We start from the raw sequence: 13,450 nt of genomic DNA on the forward strand, positions 1-13,450 counted from the left end.
TTTGACCGCGCCTTTGTTTTAGTGGGTGCCTACAGCCTTGCCGTAAGTCCGCACGACATTGCGGACGGCTTCGACCATCAGTGCATGCGGCGTTGCTGCGACCGCTCCTGCCGCGACTGCCGGATAGAGCGTGCCGAGATACTGGCTGATCAGCGTTTCCGGTATCTTGCGGCCTTCCAGACGCTTCAAAAGTGCATCCACGGCAGCCGTCGCCACCGGATGCGGCCAGTAATAGCGAATGCGGTCGCTATAGGAAAAATGGCGTTGCAGGCGCAGTTCTTCCGCGTCCCCGTGGTAGTATTTTTCCCAGTTCTTCGGCTCGGCCAGAAGCAGCGTTTCCATCTTGCCGCGCAGGGTTTCCTCTTCCGGCAGCTTGTCAAGGAAGGCCGCAATCTGGTCGAGGCCATAGAGCGCCTCGCGCAGCGCGAAAGTCAGGCCGGGACCGACTTTCAAAATGGCAAAACCATCATGAACCAGATCGGAAAGCGCTTCCACCGGCTGATAGTCGGTCGAATGGGCTTCGAACACGAATTGCGGCATTTCGCCGAGAACGCCGCTCAGCGCCGTCGCCTTCTCGCTGTCGTAGAACACGACATTCTCGTTGCCGAACTCGACGCCCGGCTGCACCACGACGCCGATGGCGCGGGCAAAGGCATCGTCCAGTCCGAGCGCTGCGAAAGCCTTGCGGTGAATGGCGACGGTTTCGACCGCCGCGTCCGGCCTGGTCAGTTCCAGCTCTTCGATTTCTTCCATCGCGCCGCCGGGGATCGGCACTTCGGTGCCGATGATGTAGACCGGCAGATCGTAGCCGGCTTCACGGGCGGCAGTTTCCGAAACTTTTGCAAGCCGCGCCGCGCGCTCGGCGGTCACGGCATCGGGCAGGGCGACCGGCTCGCCAGCGCAGCCCATCGACGTGTCGAGATGGATCTTGGTGAAGCCCGCGCGCACGAAAGCGTCGATCATGACGTCCGACTTCGCAAGGGCTTCCTCGGCGGGCAGGTGCTTCCACGGGTTGGGACCAAGATGGTCGCCACCCAGAATAAGCCGCCTGGTGTCGAAGCCGACGCGGGCGGCGATTTCTTCCACAAAACGGCGGAAGTCGGCAGGCGTCATGCCGGTATAGCCGCCATCCTGATTGACCTGATTGCAGGTGGCCTCGATCAGCACATCCGTGTCGGTTGCAACGCCTTCAAGGAGGGCAGCTTCGATCACCAGAGGATGCGCAGAGCAGATCGACGTGATGCCGCCACGAACCCCGCTGGCGTAACGTGCGGGAAGTGCGCTCAGAACTTTCGTGCTGCTCATGCTGGAACTCCGTATTTCTGAAGGAAGGCATCGATTTCGGCCATGGTCGAGGTGCCCTCCATCGGCCCCTTGACGCCAACGGCGCGCGCGCCGGTGGCATTGGCGATGACGAGAGCGTCCTTCGGTGCCATGTCGCGCAGCCAGCAGGTGACGAATGCCGCGCCAAAACTGTCGCCCGCGCCGGTCGGGTCGATTTCATCGACCTTGAAAGCGGGCGCGAAAACTTCGCCGGACTGGTCGAAATAGCTGGCGCCTTCCGCGCCGCGCTTGATGACGACGGCCTTGATGCCGCGCGCCAGCAATTCTTCCACGGCGGCCTTTTCTTCGGTCGCCCTGGTGAAGAGGAAGATTTCCGGGCCGCTCGGCATGAACAGGTCGGTATTCTCCAGCGCATGGGCCAATGCCTGACGCATGCCGGGCAATTCCAGCATTTCCTTGCGGATATTCGGGTCGAAGGACACGGTGCCGCCCTTCGCCTTGATGCGGATCGTCGCCTCGTGGATCGCCGAAACAATGCCTTCGGAGAAGAGCGCCGAACCCATGATATGCAGGTGATCGGCGGTCTCGATCAGCCTTTCGGCTTCCGGTGTCAGGCCGATGGCGCTGCATGCGCTGTGCTTGATATTGAAGATGAAATCGCGATTGCCGTCCGGGCGATAGCGCACGAAGGCGCTGCCGGTCGCCGCTGTCGGATGCACGCCTATGGCCGAAACATCCACGCCGTCTCTTTGCAGGCGCTCGACATTGAGCGCGCCGAAATCGTCATTGCCGACCGCGCTGACCATGCCGCATGGCTGGCCCATCCGGGCGGCCTGATCGATGAAGATCGCGGGCGCGCCGGAAGCGAACGGGCCGATCAATGGGATGGCGGACTTGAAACCGTTACCGGTTTCCACGGCCATGATTTCGACGACGATCTCGCCGATGGTGATGATCTTCTTCATATGGGGCACCGCGATTACGTGCGCATGGATTTCGAGCGCACGTCGAGCCAGACGGCGACCAGAATGACCACGCCCTTGACGATGAGCTGATAGAAATAGGGTACGGACAGCATGTTCATGCCATTGTTGATGACGCCGATGATGAGCGCGCCAAGAATGGTGCCGACCATGGTGCCGACGCCGCCGGCAAGCGAGGTGCCGCCAAGCACGACCGCGGCAATGGCGTCGAGTTCGTAACCCATGCCCGCATTGGTCTGCGCCGAGGACAGGCGCGACGAAAGCAGGATGCCGCTGATCGCCGCCATGACGCCGGAAAGCATGAAGACGATGATCTTGATGCGGTCGACGCGGATACCGGAATAGATCGCCGCTTCCTTGTTGCCGCCCGACAGATAGATGCGGCGACCGAAGACCGTCTTCGACAGGAGGATATAGTTGAAGATGAACAGGACGCCGACGATCCAGATGATGATCGGCAGGCCGAGCCAGCTTTCCGAACCGATGGCAAGCCATGCATCATTGTCGATGATTTCGGGCGCGCCATTGGTTGGCAGGCTGACCATGCCGCGATAGATGCCCATGGTCGCGACCGTGACGATGAAGGATGGCAGCATCAGCTTTGCCGAAAGCACACCGTTCAGCCCGCCCATGATGGCGCCCGCCGCAAGGGTGAAAACGACCGTCGGCACGAAGCCGAAGCCCATGGCGAAGGCCTGAGCCGCCACCATGCCGGATACGGCGATGATCGAACCGATGGAAAGATCGATTTCACCGAGCAGGATCACATAGGTCATGCCATAGGCGGCGACGGCGATCACCGCCACCTGCTGCATGATGTTCATGAAGTTGTTGAAGGCGAGAAAGCGCGGATTGAGCACCGCGAAGACCACGCAGAGCACGGCCAGCGAGATGATGATGCCGCCATATTGGCGCACCAGCGGGGAGCTGAAAAGCGAACGGCGGACCTCGGCGTCCACGGCTTTCTTGTGAATATCTGCATTGCTCATTGATGCATTCCTGCTGCGTAGCTCATGACGGTTTCCGGCGTAAGGCCATCGGCATCGACGATGGCGGCGACATGCTTGTTGTGCATGACGGCCACGCGGTCGCTGAGGCCCAGCACTTCCGGCAGTTCGGAGGAAACCATCAGGATCGCCGCGCCATTGGCGGCAAGTTCACGGATGATGCGGTAGATTTCGAATTTCGCGCCCACATCGACGCCGCGTGTCGGCTCATCGAGAATGAGAATGCGCGGTTTTGTCTGGAGCCATTTTGCCAGCACGATCTTCTGCTGGTTGCCGCCGCTGAGCGATCCGGCAACCGTATCCAGCGAAGCTGTCTTGATGGCAAGCCGCAGCACTTCCGCCCTGGCGGCAGAACGCTCCGCACTGGACCGCATGAGCCCGAACGGGCCTGCCAGCTGGCCGAGCCCGACCATGTTGATGTTGCGTTCCACGCTGTGCGGAAGAACGAGGCCTTCTTCCTTGCGGTTTTCGGTCACGAAAGCAATGCCGTGGCGAATGGCATCGGACGGCGAGGAGAGGGCGACAGGCTTTCCGTCGAGGCGGATTTCACCCGTTGGCCGCAGCATCCCGAACAGCGCCTTCATGACGTCCGAACGGCCGGAGCCGACCAGTCCGAAAAGGCCCAGAACTTCACCGGGCTTCACACCGATGGAAACATCGTGAAACTTGCCCGCGACCGAAAGGTTCTTCGTTTCTAGGATAGGCGCCACGCTTGCCGATGGTCTTGGCGCGACGCGTGGCGGATAGATGTCGTTCATCTCACGGCCGACCATCAGGGCGATCAGCCGCTCGATGGTGGTCTCGCTCTTTTCGGTGGTCGTGACATATTCGCCGTCGCGCACGACCGTAATATCGTCGGAAAGCCGCATGATTTCTTCCATGCGGTGCGAGATGTAGATGACGGCGGTGCCGCGTGCTTTCAGGCGCTCGATGATCGAGAACAGGATTTCCGCTTCGCTGTCGGAAAGCGACGAGGTCGGCTCGTCCAGAATGACGACGTCTGCGGGCTGGCTGAGGCCCTTGGCGATTTCAACGAGCTGGCGCTGGGCAATCGACAGGTCGCCGACCTTCGCGCGCGCATCGACCGGCAGGCCAAGCTCTTCGATCAGCTTTTCGGCGGCGGCGTTCAGCTCGCGCTCCCGGATGAAGCCGAAGCGGCTTGGCTCGTGATTGGCGAAGATGTTTTCGGCAACGCTGAGATTGCGCGACAGGCTCAGTTCCTGAAAGACGATGGCAATGCCGTTGGCGCGGGCATCGCGCGGGTCTTTCGGCGCATAGGATGCGCCTTTGAGCTGTATCGTTCCCGAAGTCGGCTTGAACACGCCGGCGAGGATCTTCATCAGCGTGGATTTGCCGGCGCCGTTCTCACCGAGCAACGTATGGACGCGGCCGCGACGCACGGTCAGGTTCATGCGCTTCAGCGCGACCACCGGGCCGAAGGATTTTGCCACATCGCGAATCTCGAGAACGGTGTCCGAAACGGCTTTTCGTTCGGATTTGGCGGCTGTCACAGTATCTGTCACTCTTGGGGCCTCCATTCTCCGTTGTCAGTCTATCGGCGGGACTTCGCTCGAACGAAATCCGCGATCAAAAGGGATGCGGCGGCGGCAGGCGCGTGGTGTTCGCCGGGCCGCCGCACGCAGAATGGAAACAGCGACTGGGAGGAGCGTCGCTGTTTCACGCGGTGTTACTTGGTTTCGCCGTCCTTGGTGACGACACCCGGAACGATCGGCTGCTTGGCCGGAACTTCCTCACCCTTGATGACCTTGGCAGCGGTTTCAACCGCAACCTTGCCCATCTGGTCGGGATACTGGGCAATGACGCCAACCATGACCGGGTCGTTCTTCACGGCGTTGCGGGCTTCTTCCATGCCGTCGAAGCCGATGACCTTGACCTGGCTTTCAAGCTTGGCCGACTTCACCGCCGAGGCAGCGGCCAGTGCGGCGTCGTCGCCGAAGCCGAAGATGCCGACGATATCCGGGTTGGCCTGCAGGATGTTCTGTGCAGCCGAAAGGGCTTCCGGACGGGTGATGCCCGGCTGGATCGCAACGATCTTGATGTCCGGATATTTGGCAATGCCCTTCTTGAAGCCTTCGATGCGATCGACGACCGACTGGACCGTCGGGTAATCGATAACGGCGACATTGCCCTTTTCACCGATGGACTTCGCCATCAGTTCGGCGGCCTTTTCGCCGCCCGCGAAATTGTCCGTGCCGACGAAGGAGGTCACGTCGACATTATTGGCCGGAACATCAACGGTAATGACCTTGATGCCTGCCTTCTGGGCCTTGTTGATGGCCGAGCGAACGCCCTTGCTGTCAACCGGCGAGATGACGATGACGTCGACGCCCTTGGTGATGAAATCTTCCACATCGGCGAGCTGCTTGCTCAGGTCCTGATTGGCGATGGCGATTTCCAGCGGCACATTCTCTGCCTGCGCTTCCTTCTTCATCGCGTCTGCGAGCGAGATGTAGAACGGATGCTGCTGGGTGAGAAGCGATGCGCCGATGCCTTCGGCAGATGCAGCGCCTGCCATCATGGCCAGGGCTACGCCGGAAAAGAGAATACGGCTGAGCGATTTGCGAAACATGATTTCCTCCGAATGACCGGCGCTCGCCGGAGCGTCCTTCTATAGGGACATGAACAAGGGTTTTTCCTGCAGGTTCATCAGTCGTCGCCAACTTCAAACCTCCCGAAGGGCAGGGCCTCCAGCTCATGAAGAGCTTCCCTAGACATGATAGAGCTTGTTCAACGTGTCAATATAAAATTTTTCACGTGTAAAAATTATAACGATTGAATTTGAGCATGATGTGCGCGGATGCGCCGCCGCAGGAAAAGGAAAGCGTGGATCGCCGAAGGACAGCCCGCCGAAATTTGTTGCGTCTCAACGGAAAAAAATTTACGCATGGAAACAAATTGGATGGCGCCGTAAAATCGCTATGATACCCCGAGGGGAAAAGCAGGGCATGACCGAACAGAAGATCAGGACGATGGAAGAGTTCGCAGCCGCAAGCGGATTGTCCCGTCCCACGGTCTCGAAATATTTCGACAATCCAGAAAGCGTAAAGCCCTCGACGCGCCTTCGTATCGAAAAGGCGCTGAAGGATTACAACTATCAGCCCAACATCTTCGCGGTCAGCCTCAACCGCAAGAAGCCGAAGAACATCGGCGTCATCGTCCCCCATATTTCCGATCCATTCTATGCGGAAATCATCCGCCAGATCGAAATGCGCTGCCTGGCGGAAGGCTACTGGCCGATCGTTCTGTCGTCGCATGGCGAGAGGAAACTCGAGGCGCGGGCGATGCGCACGCTCATGTCTCTCAAGATCGCGGGCGTTCTGATGGCTCCGCTCGGTTTCGAGACGGATGCGAAGCTGCTTTCCAGCCTGTCGGATTCGACGCCCGCGGTTTTCCTCGACAGCCGTATCGGCGACGATCAGCCCTTTGTCGGCACCGATAATCGCCAGAGCATCGGCAACATTACCGAATATCTCTATCGAACGGGCGAACATCCCTGCTTCCTCGAAATGCCGGCGGTAAACCAGAACGCGCTGGAACGGCGGTCGGCCTATATCGAAACCATGGAGAGGCTGGGCGTTGAGCCGATCGTGCTTCCCATCACGGCCAAGAACTGGAATTTCGAGGAACTGGGCTATCAGGAAGCAGGCCGGATTCTGGATCGCGGCGGGTTTCCGACGCGAACCGTTCTATGCGCCAATGACCGCCTGGCCTTCGGCGTCATTTCCGCAGCATTCGAACGGCGGCGGCATGTCGGGCGCGAAGAAGGCTGCGATCTTCGGGTCGCCGGTCACGACGATCATCCTCTCAGCCGCTTCACCTGTCCGCCGCTGACGACGGTCGCGCAGGACTACCGGCAAATCGCGCAACTGGGTCTCGACATGCTTTTCTCGCGGATCAATGCGCAGGAAAGCGGGGCGGCAGTCGAGAAGGAAATCCGTCGCCTGGACAGCCATCTCATCATGCGCGGCTCCGCCTGATATCTCGAAAAAGCCGCGTAAAAGACACAGGTTGCATAGTTTTGCCATTCCTTCGCCACAATTGATGGGCGAAAAAATGCACGTTTATGTGCAGTTTTGCGCCTTTTGAGTGCGCAAACCCCCTTTGCCGCCACTTTGCCATAATCACGGACGGCGCTCATTTCCCCTGATTGGCCTCATGATCGGGCCTCCTGATCGCACCAAGGAAAGATACATTTGCCGCTCTGGATTTTTTCCATGTTCGCCTATGTGGATAGGCACGCCGTAGGGAGTTGTCCGGCAGACCGAATGCTGCGAGACTTGCAACCATATCTGGCCATATCAGGAATGCCTCGAAATTGGTGAGCGGTTGGTCCGCACGGTTTTCCCGCATCGGCGACGGAACGCCGGTTGTACTGGAAGGGGGTAATATCTTGCTTATCTGGTTAACTTCTCTCGTACTTCTTTTGATCGGGTTTTCGCTCGGAGCAGGCGGCATCTGGCTCGCCCTGCTGGGCGGCAGCTGGTATTACATACTTTCGGCGATCGGCTTTCTGCTGACCGCCGTTCTGCTTTCGCGGCGCAGCGGCGCCGCACTATGGGTTTACGCTCTCGTCATTCTCGGATCGCTTGGCTGGGCCGTTTATGAAGTCGGCTTCGACTGGTGGCAGCTCGGCGCACGCGGCGGCGTCATCGTGCTGCTTGGATTCTGGCTGCTGACGCCATGGATCAGGAGGCCCTTGAACAAGGGTGCAGGCGACAGCGGCCTGCCGCTGGCCGTGGCATCGGTGATCGCAATCCTGGTTGCCGGTTATGCGATTACGCAGGATACCTACAATATCGCAGGCGACCTGCCGACCGAAAAAGTGGCTGCAACGCCCGATCTCGGCGGCAACGTACCCGATGGCGAATGGCATCAATACGGTCGAACGCCTTACGGCCAGCGCTATTCGCCGCTGACGCAGGTAACCCCGGAGAACGTCGCCAAACTCCAGGTTGCCTGGCAGTACCAGACCGGCGACGTGAAGCAGCCGCAGGATGTGGGCGAAACGACCTATCAGGTCACGCCGCTCAAGATTGGCGATTCGCTCTATCTGTGCACCCCGCATAACTGGGCGATTGCGCTGGATGCGGCGACCGGCAAGGAAAAGTGGAAGTTCGACCCGAAGGTCGGCTTCAATACGGACCGCCAGCACCAGACCTGCCGCGGCGTCAGCTACTGGAAGGATGCAACGGCAACGGCAGGCGCGAAATGCGCCGAGCGCGTCTATCTGCCGACGTCCGACGCGAGGTTGATTGCGCTGGATACGGCAACCGGGGAAATCTGCACGGATTTCGCCAATGGCGGGACGCTCGATCTCAGCCATGGCATGAAATATAATCCGGCAGGCTATTATTACTCCACCTCGCCCCCGGTCGTTGTCGGGGACAAGATCATCGTCGGCGGTGCCGTCAATGACAATTACTCGACGCAGGAACAGTCGGGCGTCATTCGCGCCTTCGATATCCGCACCGGGCAACTGTTGTGGAACTGGGATTCCGGCAATCCGGATGTGACCACGCCGCTCCCCGAAGGCGAGCACTATACGACGAACTCTCCGAACAGCTGGTCCGTTTCGAGTGTGGATGAAAAGCTCGGACTGGTCTTTGTGCCGCTCGGCAACAAGGTGCCGGACCAGCTTGGCATGGACCGCAGCGAGAATGTGGAGAAATATTCCTCGTCCATCGTTGCGCTCGACGTGAACACCGGACAGGTTCGCTGGGTGCGCCAGACGGTCCACCATGATCTGTGGGACATGGACGTTCCGGCCCAGCCGGTCCTGCTGGATATCAACGGTGTCCCGGCGCTGGTCGGCCCGACCAAGCAGGGCGATCTCTACGTCCTTGATCGGCGCACCGGCGAACCGATCATTCCGGTCAGGGAAATCCCGGCGCCGACAGGCGCTATACCGGAAGACCATACGGCTCCCACGCAGCCGATCTCCGATCTGACTTTCAGCCCGCCGCCCTTGCGCGAAAGCGACATGTGGGGCGTGACGATGTTCGATCAGCTCGCCTGCCGCATCAAGTTCCACCAGCTGTTTTACGAAGGCCGCTACACGCCGCCTTCATTGCGGGGAACGATTGTCTATCCCGGCAATTTCGGTGTGTTCAACTGGGGTAGCGTGGCGGTCGATCCGGTCCGGCAGGTGATGTTCGGCATGCCGACCTATCTCGCCTTCACCTCGCGTCTGGTTCCACGCGCGGACATCCCGCCGAAAGGACAGGATGAAAAGGGAAGCGAGCAGGGCCTGAACCGCAATGATGGCGCGCCCTATGGCGTGTTCATGGGGCCGTTCCTCGGTCCGCTCGGCATTCCCTGCCAGACGCCGCCATGGGGCTATGTGGCCGGGGTGGACCTGCGCACCGGCAAGATTGCCTACAAGCATCGCAACGGGACGATCCGCGACATGTCGCCGGTTCCGCTTCCGTTGAAGGTGGGCGTTCCGGGTATCGGCGGTCCGATGATCACCGCTGGCGGCGTCGTCTTCCTGGGCGCGGCGGTGGACGACTATCTGCGCGCCTATGACCTGACTTCCGGCAAGCAGCTCTGGGAGGCCCGGCTTCCGGCTGGCGGCCAGTCGACCCCGATGACCTATACGGTCGGCGACCAGCAGTTCGTCCTGATGGTGGCGGGCGGGCATGGTTCGGTCGGAACCAAACCGGGCGATTATGTAATCGCCTATACGCTGCCGAAGAGCTGAGGCAGCGATATGAAAGAAAAACGCCGGGAGCAATCCCGGCGTTTTCATTTGATGGTCTCAGATCTTGCCGTGTAGCAATTCGCCCTTGCGCGGGGCCGGACGTTTGCGGCTCTCGGCACTGTTTTCGGCAAGCTGGTGGATGATCGGGCAATCGGGACGGTTGTCGCCGTGGCAGTTCTTGGCGAGGTAGCGCAGCGTATCGGCCATCTCCTGCAACTGGCGCATCTTGGCTTCCAGCTCCTCGACATGGCCGAGCGCCACCTTCTTCACGTCAGCCGATGCGCGGTTGCGGTCACGCCAGAGCGCCAGCAGTTCCTTGATCTGCTCAACCTGAAAACCGAGATCGCGGCTGCGGCGGATGAAGCGCAGGGTTTCGACATCTTTCTGCGTATAGACGCGGTAACCCGAACCGGCCCTCTCGGCGGCTTCGATGAGCCCGATTGTTTCATAATGGCGGATCATCTTCGCCGATATGCCAGATGCTGCAGCTGCCTGCCCGATGTTCATCCCGTTCCTCGCTGGCTGGTTCCAGCCAAGGATATAGGAATGCAGAGGCATCTTTCAAAGAGCGATTCCGGTTCGTCCGGCACGTTTCAGGAGATAATGCTCAATTGCCTGAAACCCATCGAAGATGAGTATGGCAAGTGCGGCCACGACGAGCCCGCCCTGCAAAACGAAGGCGAGATTGTTGGAAATCAGCCCGGCAATGATGACTTCGCCAAGGGTTCTGGCAGCGACCGTGGACCCGATGGTGGCAGTCGCAAGGCTGATCACGGCGGAAAGCCTGATGCCTGCCAGAATGACCGGCATGGCCAGCGGAACCTCGATTTTCACAAGCCTTTGGGCGCTCGTCATCCCCATGCCGCGCGCGGCTTCGACAACCGGCGATGGCAAGGTGGTCAGCCCTGTCAGCGTGTTTTCAAAGATCGGAAGCAGGCCATAGAGGAAGAGGGCGATCAGGGTCGGCTTGTCCCCGAAACCGAAGATGGGAACGGCCAGCGCCAGCACCGCGACCGGAGGAAAAGTCTGCCCTATATTCACGAGGCTGCGTGAAAGCGGCAGAAACTCCGCGCCGTGCTTTCTGGTCACGAAGATCGCCATCGAGACGGCCACAAGAGTCGCGGCCAGTGTTGCGAGCGCCACGAGGCCCAGATGCTGCAAGGTCAATGTCACGAAGCTGGCGCGATCATAGATGGCTGGCACGCCTTCATCCACGAGCGGGCGAAACAGCGGCTCGAAAAGCCGGGGCCGTGCCAGGAACAGGAGCAGGATGCCCAGAAGCATGACGCGCGGGACAATGGACACGAGCAATCTCATGCCGGACGCTCTGCCTGATGCAGAAGCCTGTCGAGCGTGACCCGGCCGAGAGGGCGTCCTTCCGGGTCGAGAACGGGAAGCGCCTTGCGCCCGGACCACAGGAGTGCGGCAAGCGCATCGCGTTGCGATGCCGTTACCGGCAGGGTTTCACCGCTCGCATCGCCCGGCTGGAGCACGGTTTTCAGGTCCATCAGGGAAAGGAGACGGAAGGGCCGCTCGCCCGTACCGACAAGGCGTTCGACGAAATCGGTTGCCGGACGAGCAAGGATTTCCGCCGGCGGACCATATTGCAGCAGTTTTCCGTCATCCATGACTGCGATCCGGTCGCCCAGCGAGATCGCTTCCTCCATGTCGTGCGTGACAAGGATTATGGTCGTGCCGAGCCGCCTCTGGATCGCCTTCAGGTCTTCCTGCGCCTTGGCCCGGATAACCGGATCGAGCGCCCCGAACGGCTCGTCCATGAGAAGGATGTTCGGACCGGCGGCAAGCGCCCGCGCCACGCCGACGCGCTGCTGTTGCCCTCCGGAAAGTTCGTGCGGATAGCGGTCGCGATAGTCGGCAGCCTCCAGCTGGAAAAGGTCCAGCAATTCATCGACGCGCCTGTCGATGCGCTGTTTATCCCATCCGAGCAGCAGCGGAACCGTTGCAATATTCTCCGCCACGGTGCGGTGCGGAAAAAGCCCGTTCTGCTGGATGACATAGCCGATCCGTCGCCGCAGGACATGGCCGGGTTCGTCCATGATGCTGCGCCCATCGATGCGGATTTCTCCATCAGTCGGCTCGACCAGACGATTGACCATCCGCAGCAAGGTGGTTTTGCCCGATCCCGAAGTCCCGACAATGGCGGCGATACTGTGCGGCTCGATGGTGAAGCTCACGGCGTCGACCGCTGCGCGCCCGTTATAGCGCTTCGTGATATGGTCGAACTCGATCATAGGGAGCTGCCTTTCTCGGTGATTTCTATCGCGGCATCGAGGATGACGGCGGCTGCAAAGGCGAGAAGAACGGTGGGCAGGGCGCCCAGGAGGACGAGGTCCATCGCCGTCTGGCCGATGCCCTGAAAGACGAAAGTTCCGAAGCCGCCGCCGCCGATCAGCGCCGCGATGGTCGTCAGGCCGATATTCTGCACCATGACGATGCGTATGCCGGTGAGGATAACGGGAAATGCCAGCGGAAACTCGGTCTTGAAGAGGCGTTGCAGGCGCGTCATGCCCATGCCGCGCGCGGCATCCGTCACCGGCTCCGGCACCTGTGCCAGCCCTGCCACGGTGTTGGCCACGATTGGCAGCAGCGAATAGAGAAAAAGCGCGACGAATGCCGGTGCCGCGCCGATACCGCGAATACCGAGGTCGCCGACCCATGGAAACTGGGTGGCGACCCAGCTCAGCGGCGCAATCAGGATACCGAACAGCGCCATCGACGGAATGGTCTGCACGATATTGAGGCTGTTCAGAACGAAAGCGCGCAGTTTCGGCACGCGATGGCAGACAAGTCCGAGCGGAATGCCGACGATGGTTGCCGCGAGGAGCGACCCCAGCGCCAGCGCTATGTGCCGTTGTGCTTCATTCCAGAAGCTGTCCGCCCGGCCTTGATATTCCTTCATGAAGGAGATGCTGTCCCACAGGCCCGACGAAAGCAGAAGCGCCAGAAGCAGACCTGCAACGACCAGCAGTCCCACACGCAGGAACGGACCGGCCCGCAGCCGGACCAGCCCATCGGCGACATAAAGGGCGCTGGCAAAAAACAATAGCCAGAAGCCGGAAGCCGGAGAAACGCGTGCGTAATTGTTTCCTTCGGGCGAGAGATATGTCGCGGCAAGCCCGATCGCCGCCAGCACCGTCGCAAGACAGAGCAGAGCCGTCACGAGCCGCAGCCAATTATTGCTGCGAACTAGCCCGATCAGCAGCCCTCCCGCCACGATAGCGGCAAGCGCCAGCGCCAGTTCGGTCGGCAGGGCGTCGAAAACATGGCGCGGCTCACCCTGAACGATGCGGTTTGCCCGAAAGTTCGCAAAAGGCAGGAGCAAACCCGACAGGCCGATTGCCGCAATGACCAGTCCGAGCTTGTCTATATGGGCAAGCAAGCCCTTGGTGCCATTTGCCCGGATCGTCTCATGTGCTGCACTCATGCCCGGCAAA

The 13,450-nt window shown here is 60.4% G+C and carries 11 protein-coding genes; 2 read left to right on the forward strand and 9 right to left on the reverse strand.

Annotated elements, in window-relative coordinates; translation table 11 throughout:
• Positions 1–18: 18 nt before the first annotated feature.
• The 5 genes from ABWW28_RS06720 to ABWW28_RS06740 all read right to left on the reverse strand — a co-directional run bounded on the left by ABWW28_RS06720 (position 19) and on the right by ABWW28_RS06740 (position 5,864).
• Positions 19–1,305: a D-tagatose-bisphosphate aldolase, class II, non-catalytic subunit gene (locus ABWW28_RS06720; RefSeq protein WP_113342028.1), complete on the reverse strand. Its 1,287-nt coding sequence runs from the start codon at positions 1,303–1,305 to the stop codon at positions 19–21.
• Entirely contained in the window at positions 1,302–2,249 is a 948-nt protein-coding gene (locus tag ABWW28_RS06725; RefSeq protein ID WP_021586332.1) for a tagatose kinase, read from the reverse strand. The genes ABWW28_RS06720 and ABWW28_RS06725 overlap by 4 nt, the downstream gene beginning before the upstream one ends.
• A 14-nt stretch (positions 2,250–2,263) precedes the next feature.
• Complete coding sequence (locus ABWW28_RS06730) at positions 2,264–3,256, reverse strand: ABC transporter permease (RefSeq protein ID WP_162718916.1); 993 nt, start codon at positions 3,254–3,256, stop codon at positions 2,264–2,266.
• Positions 3,253–4,812, reverse strand: a complete 1,560-nt coding sequence (locus tag ABWW28_RS06735; RefSeq protein ID WP_210275638.1) for a sugar ABC transporter ATP-binding protein — start codon at positions 4,810–4,812, stop codon at positions 3,253–3,255. Before ABWW28_RS06735 ends, ABWW28_RS06730 begins: the two co-directional genes overlap by 4 nt.
• Before the next feature lie 149 nt (positions 4,813–4,961).
• Complete coding sequence (locus tag ABWW28_RS06740; RefSeq protein ID WP_025089726.1) at positions 4,962–5,864, reverse strand: substrate-binding domain-containing protein; 903 nt, start codon at positions 5,862–5,864, stop codon at positions 4,962–4,964.
• Positions 5,865–6,240: 376 nt separating this feature from the next.
• Here ABWW28_RS06740 and ABWW28_RS06745 point away from each other — a divergent pair, with 376 nt between their 5' ends.
• Positions 6,241–7,272 carry a LacI family DNA-binding transcriptional regulator gene (locus tag ABWW28_RS06745; RefSeq protein ID WP_006470810.1) on the forward strand — a complete coding sequence of 344 codons (1,032 nt, stop codon included), beginning with the start codon at positions 6,241–6,243 and terminating at the stop codon, positions 7,270–7,272.
• A gap of 413 nt (positions 7,273–7,685) precedes the next feature.
• The gene (locus ABWW28_RS06750) at positions 7,686–9,995 is read left to right on the forward strand and encodes a glucose/quinate/shikimate family membrane-bound PQQ-dependent dehydrogenase (protein WP_025089725.1); all 2,310 of its coding nucleotides are present in this window, start codon (positions 7,686–7,688) and stop codon (positions 9,993–9,995) included.
• 57 nt (positions 9,996–10,052) lie between these two features.
• Here the strand turns inward: ABWW28_RS06750 and cueR are convergent, their stop codons facing one another.
• Genes cueR through ABWW28_RS06770 form a run of 4 tightly spaced genes read right to left on the reverse strand, consistent with a single transcriptional unit; the run spans position 10,053 to position 13,440 of the window.
• Positions 10,053–10,502, reverse strand: coding sequence for a Cu(I)-responsive transcriptional regulator (gene cueR / locus ABWW28_RS06755; RefSeq protein ID WP_112670744.1), 450 nt, complete (start codon positions 10,500–10,502; stop codon positions 10,053–10,055).
• A gap of 54 nt (positions 10,503–10,556) precedes the next feature.
• Positions 10,557–11,312 (reverse strand): ABC transporter permease, encoded by a 756-nt coding sequence (locus ABWW28_RS06760; RefSeq protein WP_112670742.1) that lies wholly within the window; start codon positions 11,310–11,312, stop codon positions 10,557–10,559.
• A complete protein-coding gene (locus ABWW28_RS06765) occupies positions 11,309–12,247 on the reverse strand; it encodes an ABC transporter ATP-binding protein (RefSeq protein ID WP_353390597.1) in 939 nt (312 codons plus the stop codon). Before ABWW28_RS06765 ends, ABWW28_RS06760 begins: the two co-directional genes overlap by 4 nt.
• Positions 12,244–13,440, reverse strand: a complete 1,197-nt coding sequence (locus tag ABWW28_RS06770) for an ABC transporter permease (protein WP_112701975.1) — start codon at positions 13,438–13,440, stop codon at positions 12,244–12,246. Before ABWW28_RS06770 ends, ABWW28_RS06765 begins: the two co-directional genes overlap by 4 nt.
• Between the last annotated feature and the right edge of the window lie 10 nt (positions 13,441–13,450).

Origin of the sequence: Brucella sp. NBRC 14130 (assembly GCF_040371715.1) — a bacterium.
GTDB classification, from domain to species: domain Bacteria; phylum Pseudomonadota; class Alphaproteobacteria; order Rhizobiales; family Rhizobiaceae; genus Brucella; species Brucella intermedia.

Bases quoted from the DNA above. Each gene is read 5' to 3' on its own strand.
- ABWW28_RS06720 (WP_113342028.1), bottom strand. From the start codon at position 1,305: ATGAGCAGCACGAAAGTTCTGAGCGCACTTCCCGCACGTTACGCCAGC.
- ABWW28_RS06725 (WP_021586332.1), bottom strand. From the start codon at position 2,249: ATGAAGAAGATCATCACCATCGGCGAGATCGTCGTCGAAATCATGGCC.
- ABWW28_RS06730 (WP_162718916.1), bottom strand. From the start codon at position 3,256: ATGAGCAATGCAGATATTCACAAGAAAGCCGTGGACGCCGAGGTCCGC.
- ABWW28_RS06735 (WP_210275638.1), bottom strand. From the start codon at position 4,812: ATGGAGGCCCCAAGAGTGACAGATACTGTGACAGCCGCCAAATCCGAA.
- ABWW28_RS06740 (WP_025089726.1), bottom strand. From the start codon at position 5,864: ATGTTTCGCAAATCGCTCAGCCGTATTCTCTTTTCCGGCGTAGCCCTG.
- ABWW28_RS06745 (WP_006470810.1), top strand. From the start codon at position 6,241: ATGACCGAACAGAAGATCAGGACGATGGAAGAGTTCGCAGCCGCAAGC.
- cueR (WP_112670744.1), bottom strand. From the start codon at position 10,502: ATGAACATCGGGCAGGCAGCTGCAGCATCTGGCATATCGGCGAAGATG.
- ABWW28_RS06760 (WP_112670742.1), bottom strand. From the start codon at position 11,312: ATGAGATTGCTCGTGTCCATTGTCCCGCGCGTCATGCTTCTGGGCATC.
- ABWW28_RS06765 (WP_353390597.1), bottom strand. From the start codon at position 12,247: ATGATCGAGTTCGACCATATCACGAAGCGCTATAACGGGCGCGCAGCG.
- ABWW28_RS06770 (WP_112701975.1), bottom strand. From the start codon at position 13,440: ATGAGTGCAGCACATGAGACGATCCGGGCAAATGGCACCAAGGGCTTG.